Source organism: Paenarthrobacter ilicis, assembly GCF_016907545.1.
In the GTDB taxonomy this organism is placed as follows: domain Bacteria; phylum Actinomycetota; class Actinomycetes; order Actinomycetales; family Micrococcaceae; genus Arthrobacter; species Arthrobacter ilicis.
On sequence record NZ_JAFBCD010000001.1, the window covers coordinates 882,688 to 896,549 of the forward strand.

Below are 13,862 nucleotides of genomic sequence, written 5' to 3' on the forward strand. Positions count from 1 at the left end.
TTTCGCCAGTCTATCCACACGAAAATATGCGCCGGCTGGGAAAACCAGGGCACAAAATAAGTCCGGAAGTTTTCCTAACGTGCTTTCCAACCCGGCCGATAAGTGTTGCTGAGCATGGATCGCTCGATGCATGGCCACGGATTGGCCTTGGGACACCAGCAGGTGAGGACTTTGTGCTTGAATCCGTGACTTCCGCCGCCTTGGCCAGCGCCTTGGACGCGCTCTCCCTGCGCCAGCGGACCATCGCCAACAACATCGCGAACGTCAACACTCCCAATTACCAAGCCAAGAGGGTCTCTTTCGAAGATCAACTGGCAGCCTCCGTGCGTTCCGGCGACGGCCATGCCAACGCAACGGTTGCTCCCTCCGAGGAACCCACCCGGACCGACGGAAACAACGTCAATCTGGACACCGAGACTCTGTCCAACATCGACACCGTGCTGCGCTACCAGTTCGCTTCGCGGGCAGCTGCCGGTGAATTCACCTCCCTGCGCACGGCCTTGAGGACCAACTGATGACCTTCGACGCAATAGGTATCGCCGGTTCCGCACTGACTGTCCACCGCAAGTGGTTGGATGCGGTCTCGGACAACCTCGCCAACATGAACAACGCATCCCGAACGGATGGCCAGGCCTTCCGCGCCCGGTACATCGAAGCAGCCGAGGGAAACAACGGCGACGGCGTCTATGTCAAAAGCACTCCTTTGGGCAATGGTGAAGGCCGGATTGTTTACCAACCCGACCATCCCTTGGCCGATGCCAACGGCAATGTCCGGTACCCGGACATTGACATGGCTGAGCAAATGGGGACCCTGATCATCGCCCAGCGCGGCTACCAGGCCAACGCCCAGGTGGTTGACCGGGCACGCGAAACCTACTTGGCCGCCCTTGAGATAGGAAAATCCTGATGTCCCTCGGCCCGATTACCGCGATCCAAGGCGTGAGCGGCACTGGCTACGCGAGCCCCGCAACGCCGGCAACTACCGGTGCCGACTTTGGCGCCGCCCTGACTGGCGCCGTCGACAATCTGCAGTCCCTGCAGTCAACGTCCAAGGAACTGGCAGTATCCGCGGTAACCGGCAACCTCGACGACATTCACCGGGCCACCCTGGCCTCGACGCGGGCCCAGGTCACTTTTGAACTGGTGGCCGCCGTCCGCAACAAGGGCATTGATGCGTTCAACGAGATCATGAGGATGCAGGCCTGATGCCACCAGCGATTTCCCGGTTTTTCCGCAAGCTCGGGGGCGGTATCCAGGCATTCAGCCCTGCCCAGCGAACCCTCGCCATCCTGGGCATCGCGGTGCTGGTCCTCGGCGGCGTGGCCCTGACTGCATGGCTGGGGAAGCCTGCCTATTCGCCCCTGTTCTCCGGGCTGAAGGACACCGATGCGAACAGCATCGTGGAGCAACTCCGGAAAGACAACATCCCGTACGAACTCAGCAACGGTGGTTCCACCATCCTGGTCCCGGAGGACAAGGTCTACGACGAACGGTTGAAGGCTGCCGCAGCCGGGTTGCCGAGTGCCGCTGCCACTGGCTATTCCTTGTTGGACAAACTGGGTGTCACGTCCTCTGAGTTCCAACAGTCAGTGACCTACAAGCGCGCACTGGAGGGCGAGCTCAGCACCACCGTGCAAGCGATGGACGGGGTCAAGAGCGCCGCGGTCAGGCTGGCCATTCCGGAGAAGTCCGTGTTCGTGGACACCACACCGGAGGCCACAGCCTCGGTATTCGTGGAGACCCAGCCCGGGACCACCCTGTCCGCGGACAAAGTGCAAGCCATTGTGCACCTGACCTCCGCAGCGATCGAAAACCTGAAGCCCACCAACGTCTCCGTGGTGGACTCCCAGGGAAACGTCCTCTCCACTGTGGGCGGGGGCGCCACCGGATCCTCCTCCAAGCAGGCAACCGATTACCAGCAGCGCACTTCCGACGCCGTCCGGGCAGTCCTGGACAGTGTTGTGGGACCGGGCAATGCAACTGTTGCCGTCGCCGCGGATGTCACCGCGGAATCCGCCCAACAACGCAGCGAAACGTTCACGCCCGCCGCCGACACCCCTGCACTGAGCGAGTCCACCAAAACCGAGAAGTACACCGGAACCGGCGGCGGAGCGGCCGGTGTCCTGGGCCCGGACAACATCGCCGTCCCGGGCGGAACCAACGCCAACGGATCCTATGACTCCAGCGATACCACCAAGAACAACGCCGTCAACAAGGTCACCGAGGACCGCACCATTCCCCAGGGTGCCGTGAAGCGCCAGACCATCTCGGTGGCGATCAACCAGGCAGCAGCCGGTGGAGTCAACGTCAATTCGGTACGGGCGCTGGTCACCTCCGCCGCCGGCATCGACACGGCAAGGGGAGACGTAGTCACTGTTGAAGTGCTGCCCTTCAGCACCGCGGCCGCAGACAAGGCTGCCGAAGCGCTGGGCACCGCGCAGGCCGATGCCGAAGCAGCCAAGGACGCGGCGTTGAAGAACACCCTGATCCTGGCCGCAAGCATCCTGCTGGCAGCCATCGCTTTGATCGTGGTGGTCCTCATCACCCTGAAGCGCCGCCAGCGACGTGAGCCCGTGGACCTCGGCGAGCGGGTGGACTACGTTGCGCTGCCGGAGGCCATCCCCACGCAGGCCATCAGCGGACCCCCCACCTCGGCGATCGAGCTGACCTCCATCCAGCCCGCATCCCCTGTCCCGCCGACGCCCGCGCTGCCGCTGCCGGGCTCGGAAGCACTTGACGGCGAACTCAAGCGCGCCCAGATCGAGGCCATGGTGGCCGACAACCCCGCCCGCACCGCAGAGTACCTGCGCGGCCTCATGGATGAGAGGCAGTCCGTATGACCCTGGTCCCCGAAGCCTCGGCCCTGAACGGGGTGCAAAAGGTGGCCGTGGTGCTCATGCAAATGAGCCCCACCAGCGCTGCCGCGGTCATGGCGCAATTCTCCGAATCCGAGGCCGAAGAGATCGCCGCAGAAATAGTCCGGCTGCGCCGTGTCTCCTCGGTGGTCGCGGACCATGTCATCAACGAATTCCACGGACTGGCCGTCAGCGGCCGCCGCACGGCCCGCGGCGGCCAGGAATTCGCCGTCGGACTTCTTGAAGCATCCTTCGGCGCGGACAAAGCCGCCGGCTTCATGGACCGCCTCGCGTCCACCATGGCCGGAAAATCCTTCGAGTTCCTGGACATGATGGACCCCGGCCAGATCCTGGCGCTGATCGACGGTGAGCTGCCGCAAACCATCGCACTGATCCTCGCCCACCTGCGGCCGGGGAAGGCCTCGGTGGTCATGGCCGGGCTGGGCGACACCCAGCGCATCGAGGTTGCCCGCTGCATCGCCACCATGGGCTCCGCGTCGCCCGAGGCAGTTGGCATCGTGGCTGAAACCCTCAAGGTCCGCGCTGGTGCCGTCATGTCGCAACGGAAGTCCAACGAAATTGTTGGCGGTATCCAACCGTTGGTGGACATCATCAACCGGTCCGACGTCAGTACCGAACGCTCGGTCCTGGACGGCTTGGGCACCTTGGACCCCGAGCTCGCCACGGAAGTCCGGGCACGCATGCTGACGTTCGTGGACATCGTGAAGCTGGAACCGCGCGACATCCAGCAGATCCTCCGTGGGGTCAGCGCCGATGTCCTGGCCTTGGCCATGAAGGGCGCCCCGGCGGTGGTGCTGGATACCGTCCGCGCCAACATGTCCGGCCGCAACCTGGAAATCCTTGAGTCGGAGATGGCCGCCTCCGGTCCGGTCCGTGCCTCCCAAGTGGAGGAAGCCAGGGCCGAGATCGTCCGGTCCATCCGCGAACTCGAAGCAGAAGGCGCGATCGTGGTGCGGCGCGGAGACGAGGACGACTTTGTCTACTGAGGGCTACACCCCGGTCACTTTTCCCTCGCTCAGCACCACCGGGCTCAGCACCACCGGGCTCAGCACCACCGGGCGTTCCGGCGAACCGGACCGCGCCTTCGTCCAAGGCCATGCCGCCGGTTACTCAGCGGGGCTGCAGGCCGCCGCGGCGGAACAGTTGCAACTGCAACAGCGCCTGCAGCAAGAGCATGAGGAAATGCTCGACGCCGGCCGCTCGGCCTTGGCGCGGGCCGTCCAGCTTTTGCAGGCGGCAGCCAGCGCCGCGCAACAGCGCCAGGAAGTCGCTGTGGCTGATGTGCAGGATGTGCTTGCGGTCAGTGCGATCGAACTCGCGGAAGCCATCCTGGGCTACGAACTTGCCCAAGGGGAGAACACCGCCCGCGCCGCACTCAAGCGTGCCCTCGGAACGCAAGGCACCGGCGTCGGACGCGTCACCACGGTACGCCTCCACCCGCGCGACCTCGCAGCGCTCGCGGCCGCCGGCGTGGTGGACGTTGCCGGCGTCGAGCTGACGGCTGACGACACGCTCGCCCCCGGGGACGCGGTGGGGGAGTATCTGAACGGGTGGATCGATGCACGCATTGGTGCCGCGCTCGAGCGGGCCAAGCAGGCCCTGCTGGGAGCCGGTGCATGAGGCCACACGCGGACCGCTTTCATGCAGCCGTTGCGGCCGCCGCCCCGCAGCGCGTCGGGACGGTGACGTCCGTGCTGGGCCTGGGCCTGGAAATTGCCGGGCTGGATTGTGCCGTGGGTGAGCTTGTTACTGTCGGCGCGGGCCATGAAACGCTCGACGCCGAAGTAGTCGCCTCGGTCAGCGGGGCCGTGCGGTGCATGCCCCTTGGCCGGTTGACAGGTGTGGCCGCTGGGGCTCCGGCGCGGGCCAAAGGAAGCCCCCTGCTGGTGCCCACTGGCAAGGGCTTGTTCGGACGGGTGCTGGACGCCCTGGGCCGGCCGATCGATGGCAAAGGCCCCCTCCCGCCGTCGCGCATGGTGCCCCTGGATCAGGAAGCACCGTCGGCCATGAGCAGGGCACGCATCGACACACCCCTGCAGACCGGGGTCCGTGTGCTGGACACCATGACCACGTTGGGCCGCGGGCAGCGCATGGGCCTGTTCGCTGGGTCCGGCGTGGGCAAGTCCTCCCTGCTGTCCATGGTGGCCCGGGGAACCGACGCCGAAGTCTCCGTGATCGCACTGGTGGGGGAGCGCGGCCGCGAAGTCCGCGAGTTCCTCGAAGACGACCTCGGACCCGAGGGGCTGGCCCGCTCCGTGGTGGTGGTTGCCACCTCCGACGAACCCGCCCTCATGCGGATCCGCGCAGCCGTCACCGCCACCCGGATCGCCGAGTCCTTCCGTGAAGCAGGCAAGGACGTGGTGCTCATGATGGACTCCCTGACCCGCGTGGCCATGGCCCAGCGCGAGATCGGCCTCTCCGCAGGTGAGCCGCCCGCCACCCGCGGCTACCCGCCGTCGACCTTTTCCGTCCTGGCCCGGCTGCTGGAACGCGCCGGGACCGCCGAAACCGGCTCTGTCACCGGGATCTACACCGTGCTGGTGGACGGCGACGACCACAACGAACCCATCGCCGATGCCGCCCGATCCATCCTGGACGGCCACGTGGTCCTGGACCGCAAACTCGCCGTGACGGGGCACTTTCCCTCCGTTGATGTGTTGGGCTCGGTGTCCCGTGTGGCGTCCAAAGTGAACGCCCGCGAATATACGGCGCTCGCCGTGATGCTCCGGCGGGTCCTCGCAGCGCGGCGGAGTGCCCAGGACCTGATCGACGTGGGCGCGTACCGGCACGGCAGCAACCCCCTGGTGGACGCCGCCCTGGATCACGAGGATGCCATCAACCAGTTCCTCCGGCAGGGGATGAACGAATCGACGCCCCACAGCACTGCCTGGGCCGAACTGACACGACTCTCAGCGCACTTTGGACACTTTGAAGGAGCCGCGTGAACCGACAATTCTCCCTGGCCGGGCTCTTGCGGCTGCGGCAGGCCGAACAGAAGTCCGCGGAAAGCGGGCTGGCCGCGGCCAACTCGCGGTCGGCATCGTTGCGGGTGCGTCGGGCAGAAGCCCGCGAAGCCCTGGCGGATTCGGCCGGGCACGCTGGCGATTCCGCGTCCCTCCTGGCCATCGCGGCTGCCCGGGCCTCCTCGCAGAGCATGCTGGCCGAGCTGGATGCGCTTGCTGCCGTGGCCGAAACCGAGGCAGCCTCAGCCCGGGCTGAGTACACCGAAGCGAAGCGCCGCGCCGTGGGGCTGGAGAAACTCGAAGTCCGCCACTATGCCGAATACGCCGCGTCCGCCCTCCGCGCCGAACAGGGCGTCCTGGACGAAATCGCCTCCACCGCGTGGCACAGGAAGGCCGGCTCATGAGCATGACCGATGCCATTGGGCGGATTCAGAGCATCGAGTCCCAGCTGCAGCAGTTGGCCCAGGGGGCCAGGACTTCCACGGCGGTTTCTTCGGGTTCCTCGGCGGCTTCGGCTGCCGACGCTGCGTCCTTCGCCTCTGCCCTGAGCAGCGCCATGGGGACCTCATCCTCCTCGTCCTCTTCGCTGGTTTCCGGGGTGGGTGCTGCGGGCTTGGGCTCGCTGTTGCCCGCTGCTGGAAGTACGACGGCGACCGCTGGGGCGGCGGCCGTCGGCACCAGCGGCGGCGCCGTTTCGGGTGACGCCGTGGTGGCAGCTGCCAAGAAGTACATCGGCGTGCCCTACGTGTGGGGTGGCACCAACCCGGCGGTGGGCATGGACTGCTCCGGATTCGTCCAGAGGGTGTTCAAGGATCTTGGGGTGGAGTTGCCGCGCGTGGTCAGCGACCAAATGCAGAAGGGCACACCTGTCGCATCACTGGCGGAGGCGAAACCCGGGGACCTCCTGGTCAGCTACGGCGGCGAACACATCTCCATCTATCTGGGCAACGGCAAGGCCATCGACGCTCCCGTTCCGGGCCAGACCATCCAAATCCGCGACGCATGGGAGAAGTACTCCAACCTGACGTCGATCCGCCGGATTGTTCCGGCAGGGAGTGCGTGATGCAGGCGGTTGGTGGATTTGCTGCCGGGGGATTCATGGGTGGTCCTGCCGGTGTGGGAGCTCCTGCTGGCGAGGTGCGAGGTGCCGCTTCTTCGGGTGGGGGTGCCTTCGACGCCGTGATGGCTTCCGAAATGGATTCGGGGACCTGGCTCGATGATGGCCATGTCGATGCCCCGCTGCACAACCGACGTCTCCTTCCGTCTAACGCGCAGGAAGTCGTCGAAACGGATGCCCAGTTCGATGCTTCGCTGCCCATTCGATGGTTGGAGCCGCCTGTTTCGCAGGGAACCCCCGAAACGGGCGCGACGGGTGCTTCGGACGGATCGCCGGCTGGATTGGCCGGCATCGCTGGTGCTAATGGTGCTGAGGTTTCCTTGGCTTCGGATGGGGCTGGGGCTGGGGCTGGGGCTGGGGTTGGGGCTGGTGGCGCGGGTGAAGCCATGCTGCTGGGCGAGTCCGCACGTCCAGGCACGGCCGCTGCCAAGGACGACGCCGCCGCCCTTGGTGGGGATCTGGTGGTGACTGCGTCCGCCGGGCACATGGACTTCGCCCCTTACGCTGCCTCGCTGCCCACTCGACGCTTCCTGCCGTCCAACCCGCAGGGAATCCCCGAAACGGACGGGCCTGTGGCTGGCTCCTGGCTGGAGGGTTCTGTGGCTGTAGGGGCGACCGCTGGTACTCAGACGGGTGTTGCTGCCGGCAGTGATGCCCGCGACGCCGTGGTTTCGAAGGTCGCGGGCGCTTCCGATGCCGGGGGTAAAGCGGCCGCCCGGACCGTACCGGTTTCAGCTCCGACCCCTCCGGCTACTCCCACTGCCCATTTAGATGGCTCGCTGCACACTCGACGCTTCCTACCATCGAATCCGCAGGGAACCGTCGAATTGGGCGCGGTCCCACCCCCCGCCGCACAACCCGCGCCAGCCCTGCCCGCGCCAGCACAACCCGCGCCAGCACAACCCGCGCCAGCCCTGCCTGCGCAGCCCGCTCCGGTGCAGCCCGCGTTTGCACTCGAGACCACGCCTACCCTGCAGCCCGCGCCCCTGCCGCCCGCACCGGTCCTGCCCACTCCGGCTGCCCCCGCACCCCAACAGCCCCTCACGCATCAGCTCGCCACGCCCCTGTTCTCGCTGGCGTCGGCCGGGCTCGGGGAGCACGTGATGACGCTGCGGGTCTCCCCGGATGACCTTGGCCCCCTCACCGTCCGGGCACACATCGATGGCACCGGCGTGCGTATTGAACTGTTCGCTCCCGGTGATGCGGGCAGGGAGGCAGTGCGGCACATCCTCCCGGAACTCCGGCGGGGGCTTGAAGAATCCGGCGCCAGCTTGAGCCTCTCCTCGCACAACAGCCCGGCCGACTCCGGCAAAGACGGCCAAGGCACGGGGCAGGGGCACGGCCATGGCGCAGGGCAAGGAACGGGGCTTGGCGCGGGGACTCGTGATCCCGAGGCCCAGCCCCGACGCTTCGGTGACACCACAGGGAACGGAACCGATGACCAACCGCACCAACCCCGCCAGCTGCCACCCGGCGTCGTACATGACCCCAGCAGTCCACACCGCCTGGACATCCTCGTCTGACGTGAAGGAGAGACAACCATGACCATTCCCGCAATTGCGGCCAACAACGGCGTCGGATCGGGGGAGGCTGTTCGCACTCCCGTGAAGACCATGGATTCCGAAGTCTTCATGTCCTTGCTGGTGACGCAGCTGAGGTACCAGGATCCCAGTGCGCCCATGGACACCAACCAGATGATGAGCCAGTCGGTGCAGCTTTCCATGATGGAGAAGATGACCGAGCTCACGGCTGGCTCCAAGGAGAGCTTTTCCCTGCAGATGCGCACCGCGGCGGCACAAATCATTGGCACCGAGGTGAGCTACACGTTGGCCGACGGCACCAAAGGGACGGGCGTTGCCAGTGCAGTGTCCTTTGCCGGCGGTGTTCCGACCGTGACCGTGGGGACCGCCAAGGTGCCGTTGGACCTGATCACCGGAATGACCGCAGCAGTGCAGAAAAACGCCTCCTGAATTAACCCCAGACTTACCCCGAACCAACCCGAAGAAAGGCAACACCATGCTCCGTTCGCTGTACTCCGGAATTTCCGGCCTCCGAGCCCATCAGGCAATGCTTGACGTCACCGGCAACAACATCGCCAACGTCAACACCACCGGCTACAAAACCTCGTCCGCCCAGTTCCAGGACACACTGTCGCAGATGACCCAAGGCGCGTCCGGCCCGCAGCAGGAGGTGGGTGGCTCGAACCCGGCCCAGATCGGACTCGGCGTCCGGGTGGCCGGTGTCAGCACCAACTTCGGCCAAGGTTCCTCGCAGAGCACCGGCCGCGGCACTGACCTGATGATTTCCGGCGAGGGCTTCTTCGTCACGGGCAAGGGCACGCAGCAGTACTACACCCGCGCGGGCAACTTCCAGATGGACGCGGCCGGCCGCTTGGTCAGTCCCGACGGCGGCATCCTCCAGGGCTGGAGCGCCACCAACGGTGTGGTCAACACAGGCGGAGCCACGGGGCCCATCACGTTGTCCCCGGATGCCACAGCTCCGGCAGTTGCGACTACCAACGCGGTGCTCGGCGGCAACCTGCCCTCGGACGCGGCCACTGGCACGTCCGTTGAGCGCCAGGTCAAGGTGTTCGACGCCAATGGAGCTGAGCGCAGCCTCACATTGACCTTCAGCCGCACGGCCACTGGCTGGAATGTGGCGGGCGCGGACGCCAATGGCGCCACGGGTGCTTCCACTCTCACTTTCGCCAACGGTGCGTTGACGTCCGGCGGGACCATGACCGTTGGCGGGATCACCGTGGCCATGGGCGCAGTCACCGGTTTCGCGCAGATGAGCACCCTGGCCGTCGGCAGCCAGAACGGCTCCGCGGCCGGCCAACTTGAGTCCTTCACGCTGGCCGGAGACGGCTCCCTGATCGGATCCTTCAGCAACGGCGCCAAGGGGGTCCTTGCCCGCGTGGCGCTGGCCCGCTTCACCAACCCCGAAGGCTTGGAGAAGGCCGGCGGCTCCACTTACGTTGCCACGGCAAACTCGGGTGCGGCCCAGCTTGGCGTAGCCGGTGAAGGAGGGCTGGGCTCGCTGACGTCCGGTTCGCTGGAGATGTCCAACGTGGACCTGTCCCAGGAATTCACCAACCTGATTGTGGCGCAGCGTGGTTTCCAGGCCAACGCCCGCATCATCACCACCTCCGACGAAGTACTGCAGGAACTGAGCAATCTGAAGCGCTAATAGCCCACGGATGGTGGCTGCCTTCCGCTTCCTAGGTGGCCGCCGGCATCTGGCCGGCGAGGGCACGGCGGGCCGTCCTGCCCGCAAGCAGGTCATTGGCCCGCGTTGAGACGAGTTCGCTCAGGAAGCCAATCTCTTCGATGGGGGGCTCCAAGGCCGCCGCGGTGGCCACCGACTCGAGCACGGTGGCCGCCGTCGCCTTTGCATCCTCTGTGTCCATGCCCCATGAGACGCCTTCGCGGATGAGGTGTTCCAGGGTGAGGTAGTTGAGCAGTGATTGGCCGCCCACCACATGGCCGGCGTTGTAGCTCGGGGCGTAGAGCAGCAGGGTAGGGGCGACGTCGTAGAGAGGAGCGAGCATCACTTCGCCGCCGTCCCGGAGCATGACGGAGTAATTTTTCGAATGCGCGTCCCCGTTGCCGATCACAAGGTTGAAGGTAATGGCCCGCAGCAGCCCGCGCCGGAATTCCCGGTCGTCCCTGCTGTGCGGTGCTGCAGCCTTCGCGAGCTGGGTCAAACGGGACGGTGGGTTTGTGGAGGCTTCGTACTTGGAGGCGCTTGCCAGCGCCAGGGCTTGGGTGAAATCTTCCTGGTGGAGTCGACCGCCATCCGGAGTCCGGTCGTACCTGGCTACGACGATCGCCTCGCGCGACCCAAACGTCTCCAGATGTGCTTCCGCGGCGGGCAGGCCGGCCGAAGCGGCCACTTTCAGCGCCCAGTTTTCGGAAGCGAGCAGGTGCGGGACCGGCGAATCCAGAGGCTCCGGCTTGATGATGTGCGTCGACACCGTCCCCCGGCCCGGCCAGGCCCAGCCGTCACCGTGCCGGCTCAACAGCACCTTGGACTGGATGCCACCAAGCGATGCGGTGATCGCGAGGTCATCGGGCAGGTCCCAGGTCGGCAGAGCCTCGACGACGCCGACGACTTCGTCAGCGGTCATCGGGTGGAAGTCGGTGGGGCCGTTCGGTGACGTGTCTGCCGGGAGCGCTTGGACCGCGCCGGCACAGTCGGCGCCAAGGACGGACAGCAGCCCCAGGGCATCCGGGGTGGACAGCCCGTTCTCCGACGCGAGGTGGGAGCGCACCTGGCCCTCCGGCAAGAGTCCGTCGAAGTAGTTGTACACCGCCGTTCCGTCGATTTTCTTCTGGCTCACCGGCAGTGAGAGGGACAAGAGGATGGAGGAGGAGCCGTATTCAGCAACGATGTCCGTGTCGTACTGGAAGGACATTCTGAGCCCGTGTCCGCTCAGAACACCAACGTGCTTCCCATGCAGGAACACCTCGAGGCTCTTGCTCCGCGGGCTCACGGTTTGACCTGCAGCTTCGAGAATCTCGGGACCAGGGCGACGTCGCGGCCGAGCACCCGGATGGCCTCCATGGCGACGACTACGGAGACCGCTTCGCCGTGCTCGAGCCGGACGATAGTCCGGCGGGCGGTGCCGAGCCGGTCTGCGAGTTCCTGCTGGGTCAGGGAAGCTTCCTTGCGGGCATCACTGATGGCCCGCCCCAAGGAAGCGGCATTCACGGCCCGGTAAAACGGCGTTTGTGACATATATTGATCATACGCGGTTGACGTCATTTTGTGCCAAATATTGCACATTCAAGCCGAAAGTGGTTATGTGCCATATCTGGCACATAGCACAGTGCTCCGGACGCCTTCCTAACGTCCCGCGCTTCCCGGCCGACAGTAGGGGACAGCACCGCCTCCAGCCACAGCCACCCAGAAACGGCCCATGATCGTTGTCACCCGCCTGAACGGCACACGCTTCGCCGTGAATCCGGACATCCTTGAACGGATCCACGAGAGTCCGGACACCCATTTGGTGACGCTCGACGGCGCCGCTTACGTTGTGCGCGAATCATTGGCTGAGGTGGTGGAGCTGATCGCAAACTATCGCGCGGGTGTGCTTCGCCGCGCCCACGACCTTCCAGCCGTGACGGGTTATCCGCTGAGCCTGGTCCGGTCCCCGGAACCGGAGGAACCGAGGGAGCCGGGGGAGTCCCCGGATCCAGGCCACGCACCAGAACCCACCCACCCGAACGGAAGGTAGTCCATGACAATCGTCGGTCTGCTGCTGGCCTTTGCATCCGTGGTGGCCATGGTCACCCTGGAACATGCCAACCTCATGTCGCTGCTCCTGCCCGCGCCCATGATCCTTGTTTTTGGTGCCACCATTGCTGTGGGACTGGCCGGAAACACCCTCCAGGATGTGCTCCAGGCCTTCAAGGATGCCCCCAAGGCCTTCCTCGGCAAGCCTGCAAAGCCCACGGAGAGCATTGACGAGCTGGTCCGGCTTGCCGAGAAGGCCCGCAGCGACGGCCTGCTGTCCTTGGAGGAGGAGGCCAACAACGCCAAGGACCCGTTCCTGCAGCGCTCGCTGCAGAACATCGCCGACGGCACGGACGCCGAGGAATTGCGCCTCCTGATGGAGGACGAGATCGACACCAAAATGCGCGCCGATCACGTGTCCTCCAAGTTCTTCGCAGCGCTGGGCGGGTACGCCCCCACCATTGGCATCATCGGTACCGTGGTCTCGCTGACCCACGTTCTGGAAAACCTCTCCTCGCCTGACCATTTGGGGCCGATGATTGCCGCGGCCTTCGTGGCCACCCTTTGGGGCCTGCTGTCCGCGAACTTCATCTGGCTGCCGTTGAGTGCCAAGCTCAAGCGCCTGTCTGAGCTGGACGTCGAACGCATGACGCTGCTGATGGAAGGTCTTCTGGCAGTGCAGAACGGAACCCAGCCGATGCTGCTTGCGGAAAGGCTTCGCGCCATGGCGCCGGCGGACACGAAGGGCAAGTCGAAGGAAACCAAGGACAAAGCGGACGACGGCGGCAAGCCCGGCAAGCTTTCGGCGTCCAGGGCAGCATGAGGTCCCGCAGGAGACGGGGCTCCCAGCCCGAAGAGCACCATGTTGACGAGCGCTGGATGGCGTCCTACATGGACATGGTCACCGTGCTGATGTGCATGTTCATTGTCCTGTTCGCCATGTCATCGGTGGACCAGGACAAATTCGAGAAGCTGCGCAATTCCCTGGCCACGGGCTTCGGCACGCAGATCAGCCAAAAGGTGGATACCGCTACCGGTGTGGTGGTCCCCGCGGAGCTTGCGGCTTCGGACGGCGAGGGATTCTCTGCACTTGATCTTGCCGTGAAGGAAGTGGACAAGCTCACTGCCCTCGAAAACGAGATGAAGGACAAGCTGGCCGCCCAGGGATTGGGCGCCAACGTGCAGTTCGACGTGGGGGAGCGCGGACTGACCGTGAAGCTGGTGGGTTCGCAGACGTTCTTCCAGCCGGACATGCCGGACTTGACCAGCCGTGCCCTCGAGATCCTGCGGACCATCGCACCCACGGTGGTGGGTTCAGGGCTTGAGGTCATGGTGGAAGGCCACGCAGCAAAGGGCATCACGCAATATGCCTCCACCTGGGAGCTCTCTGCCGCACGCTCAGTCAATGTGCTCAGGTATTTTGTGGATGACTCCGGCATGCCACCGGCGCGGATCGGCGCGGTGGCTTTCGGCGCCGCACGGCAGGTGACGGACGATTCCACCGAGGAACTCATGGAACTGAACCGGCGGGTGGATGTGGTGCTCCTGTCCGCCAGCCCGGAAGATGTGCGCGCCCTCATTCCGGGTGCCATCGAGGCCCAGACCAAGGAGTCGGCGGAGGCCGCCAAAGCAGCAAAATAGTCGTAGCGGTAAATGTCTTACGTGCCA

At 65.4% G+C, this 13,862-nt stretch carries 17 protein-coding genes; 15 read left to right on the plus strand and 2 right to left on the minus strand.

Annotated features, from left to right (window positions below; all coding sequences use genetic code 11):
• Nucleotides 1-173: 173 nt before the first annotated feature.
• From flgB to JOE60_RS04215, 12 genes are read left to right on the plus strand one after another with little or no spacing between them, the layout of a single operon-like run.
• Nucleotides 174-515: a flagellar basal body rod protein FlgB gene (flgB, locus tag JOE60_RS04160; protein ID WP_167264342.1), complete on the plus strand. Its 342-nt coding sequence runs from the start codon at nt 174-176 to the stop codon at nt 513-515.
• Nucleotides 515-907 (plus strand): flagellar basal body rod protein FlgC, encoded by a 393-nt coding sequence (locus tag JOE60_RS04165; protein WP_167264344.1) that lies wholly within the window; start codon nt 515-517, stop codon nt 905-907. The genes flgB and JOE60_RS04165 overlap by 1 nt, the downstream gene beginning before the upstream one ends.
• Nucleotides 907-1,206, plus strand: coding sequence for a flagellar hook-basal body complex protein FliE (gene fliE, locus JOE60_RS04170; RefSeq protein WP_167264346.1), 300 nt, complete (start codon nt 907-909; stop codon nt 1,204-1,206). Before JOE60_RS04165 ends, fliE begins: the two co-directional genes overlap by 1 nt.
• Entirely contained in the window at nt 1,206-2,840 is a 1,635-nt protein-coding gene (gene fliF, locus JOE60_RS04175; protein WP_167264348.1) for a flagellar basal-body MS-ring/collar protein FliF, read from the plus strand. The genes fliE and fliF overlap by 1 nt, the downstream gene beginning before the upstream one ends.
• Nucleotides 2,837-3,862, plus strand: coding sequence for a flagellar motor switch protein FliG (gene fliG / locus JOE60_RS04180; RefSeq protein ID WP_167264350.1), 1,026 nt, complete (start codon nt 2,837-2,839; stop codon nt 3,860-3,862). The genes fliF and fliG overlap by 4 nt, the downstream gene beginning before the upstream one ends.
• Nucleotides 3,852-4,496 carry a FliH/SctL family protein gene (locus JOE60_RS04185; protein WP_167264352.1) on the plus strand — a complete coding sequence of 215 codons (645 nt, stop codon included), beginning with the start codon at nt 3,852-3,854 and terminating at the stop codon, nt 4,494-4,496. Before fliG ends, JOE60_RS04185 begins: the two co-directional genes overlap by 11 nt.
• A complete protein-coding gene (locus tag JOE60_RS04190; RefSeq protein ID WP_167264354.1) occupies nt 4,493-5,821 on the plus strand; it encodes a FliI/YscN family ATPase in 1,329 nt (442 codons plus the stop codon). The genes JOE60_RS04185 and JOE60_RS04190 overlap by 4 nt, the downstream gene beginning before the upstream one ends.
• Nucleotides 5,818-6,243: a flagellar FliJ family protein gene (locus JOE60_RS04195; RefSeq protein ID WP_167264356.1), complete on the plus strand. Its 426-nt coding sequence runs from the start codon at nt 5,818-5,820 to the stop codon at nt 6,241-6,243. Before JOE60_RS04190 ends, JOE60_RS04195 begins: the two co-directional genes overlap by 4 nt.
• Entirely contained in the window at nt 6,240-6,902 is a 663-nt protein-coding gene (locus JOE60_RS18470) for a C40 family peptidase (RefSeq protein ID WP_167264358.1), read from the plus strand. Before JOE60_RS04195 ends, JOE60_RS18470 begins: the two co-directional genes overlap by 4 nt.
• Nucleotides 6,902-8,479 (plus strand): flagellar hook-length control protein FliK, encoded by a 1,578-nt coding sequence (locus tag JOE60_RS04205; protein ID WP_167264360.1) that lies wholly within the window; start codon nt 6,902-6,904, stop codon nt 8,477-8,479. The genes JOE60_RS18470 and JOE60_RS04205 overlap by 1 nt, the downstream gene beginning before the upstream one ends.
• Nucleotides 8,480-8,497: 18 nt before the next feature.
• A complete protein-coding gene (locus JOE60_RS04210) occupies nt 8,498-8,926 on the plus strand; it encodes a flagellar hook assembly protein FlgD (protein ID WP_167264362.1) in 429 nt (142 codons plus the stop codon).
• Nucleotides 8,927-8,972: 46 nt separating this feature from the next.
• Nucleotides 8,973-10,145, plus strand: coding sequence for a flagellar hook protein FlgE (locus JOE60_RS04215; RefSeq protein WP_167264364.1), 1,173 nt, complete (start codon nt 8,973-8,975; stop codon nt 10,143-10,145).
• A gap of 31 nt (nt 10,146-10,176) precedes the next feature.
• On the opposite strand, the gene JOE60_RS04220 is transcribed toward JOE60_RS04215, so the two are convergent.
• Together JOE60_RS04220 and JOE60_RS04225 are read right to left on the minus strand one after the other, a co-directional pair.
• The gene (locus tag JOE60_RS04220; protein ID WP_167264366.1) at nt 10,177-11,451 is read right to left on the minus strand and encodes a HipA domain-containing protein; all 1,275 of its coding nucleotides are present in this window, start codon (nt 11,449-11,451) and stop codon (nt 10,177-10,179) included.
• Nucleotides 11,448-11,696, minus strand: coding sequence for a helix-turn-helix transcriptional regulator (locus tag JOE60_RS04225; protein ID WP_167264368.1), 249 nt, complete (start codon nt 11,694-11,696; stop codon nt 11,448-11,450). The genes JOE60_RS04220 and JOE60_RS04225 overlap by 4 nt, the downstream gene beginning before the upstream one ends.
• Nucleotides 11,697-11,877: 181 nt before the next feature.
• Here JOE60_RS04225 and JOE60_RS04230 point away from each other — a divergent pair, with 181 nt between their 5' ends.
• The 3 genes from JOE60_RS04230 to JOE60_RS04240 are packed head-to-tail and all read left to right on the plus strand — an operon-like array spanning nt 11,878 to nt 13,835.
• Nucleotides 11,878-12,195, plus strand: coding sequence for a flagellar FlbD family protein (locus tag JOE60_RS04230; RefSeq protein ID WP_167264370.1), 318 nt, complete (start codon nt 11,878-11,880; stop codon nt 12,193-12,195).
• Between the two features lie 3 nt (nt 12,196-12,198).
• On the plus strand, nt 12,199-13,017 hold the full coding sequence (locus JOE60_RS04235; protein ID WP_167264372.1) for a motility protein A: 819 nt from the start codon (nt 12,199-12,201) through the stop codon (nt 13,015-13,017).
• Nucleotides 13,014-13,835 carry an OmpA/MotB family protein gene (locus JOE60_RS04240; RefSeq protein ID WP_167264374.1) on the plus strand — a complete coding sequence of 274 codons (822 nt, stop codon included), beginning with the start codon at nt 13,014-13,016 and terminating at the stop codon, nt 13,833-13,835. Before JOE60_RS04235 ends, JOE60_RS04240 begins: the two co-directional genes overlap by 4 nt.
• Nucleotides 13,836-13,862 lie beyond the last annotated feature (27 nt).

What these genes read in the sequence shown, in the direction of transcription:
- JOE60_RS04225 (WP_167264368.1), bottom strand. Translation starts at nt 11,696, where the DNA reads ATGTCACAAACGCCGTTTTACCGGGCCGTGAATGCCGCTTCCTTGGGG.
- fliE (WP_167264346.1), top strand. Translation starts at nt 907, where the DNA reads ATGTCCCTCGGCCCGATTACCGCGATCCAAGGCGTGAGCGGCACTGGC.
- JOE60_RS04240 (WP_167264374.1), top strand. Translation starts at nt 13,014, where the DNA reads ATGAGGTCCCGCAGGAGACGGGGCTCCCAGCCCGAAGAGCACCATGTT.
- fliF (WP_167264348.1), top strand. Translation starts at nt 1,206, where the DNA reads ATGCCACCAGCGATTTCCCGGTTTTTCCGCAAGCTCGGGGGCGGTATC.
- JOE60_RS04165 (WP_167264344.1), top strand. Translation starts at nt 515, where the DNA reads ATGACCTTCGACGCAATAGGTATCGCCGGTTCCGCACTGACTGTCCAC.
- JOE60_RS04210 (WP_167264362.1), top strand. Translation starts at nt 8,498, where the DNA reads ATGACCATTCCCGCAATTGCGGCCAACAACGGCGTCGGATCGGGGGAG.
- JOE60_RS04235 (WP_167264372.1), top strand. Translation starts at nt 12,199, where the DNA reads ATGACAATCGTCGGTCTGCTGCTGGCCTTTGCATCCGTGGTGGCCATG.
- JOE60_RS04230 (WP_167264370.1), top strand. Translation starts at nt 11,878, where the DNA reads ATGATCGTTGTCACCCGCCTGAACGGCACACGCTTCGCCGTGAATCCG.
- fliG (WP_167264350.1), top strand. Translation starts at nt 2,837, where the DNA reads ATGACCCTGGTCCCCGAAGCCTCGGCCCTGAACGGGGTGCAAAAGGTG.
- JOE60_RS04205 (WP_167264360.1), top strand. Translation starts at nt 6,902, where the DNA reads ATGCAGGCGGTTGGTGGATTTGCTGCCGGGGGATTCATGGGTGGTCCT.
- JOE60_RS04190 (WP_167264354.1), top strand. Translation starts at nt 4,493, where the DNA reads ATGAGGCCACACGCGGACCGCTTTCATGCAGCCGTTGCGGCCGCCGCC.
- JOE60_RS04215 (WP_167264364.1), top strand. Translation starts at nt 8,973, where the DNA reads ATGCTCCGTTCGCTGTACTCCGGAATTTCCGGCCTCCGAGCCCATCAG.
- JOE60_RS18470 (WP_167264358.1), top strand. Translation starts at nt 6,240, where the DNA reads ATGAGCATGACCGATGCCATTGGGCGGATTCAGAGCATCGAGTCCCAG.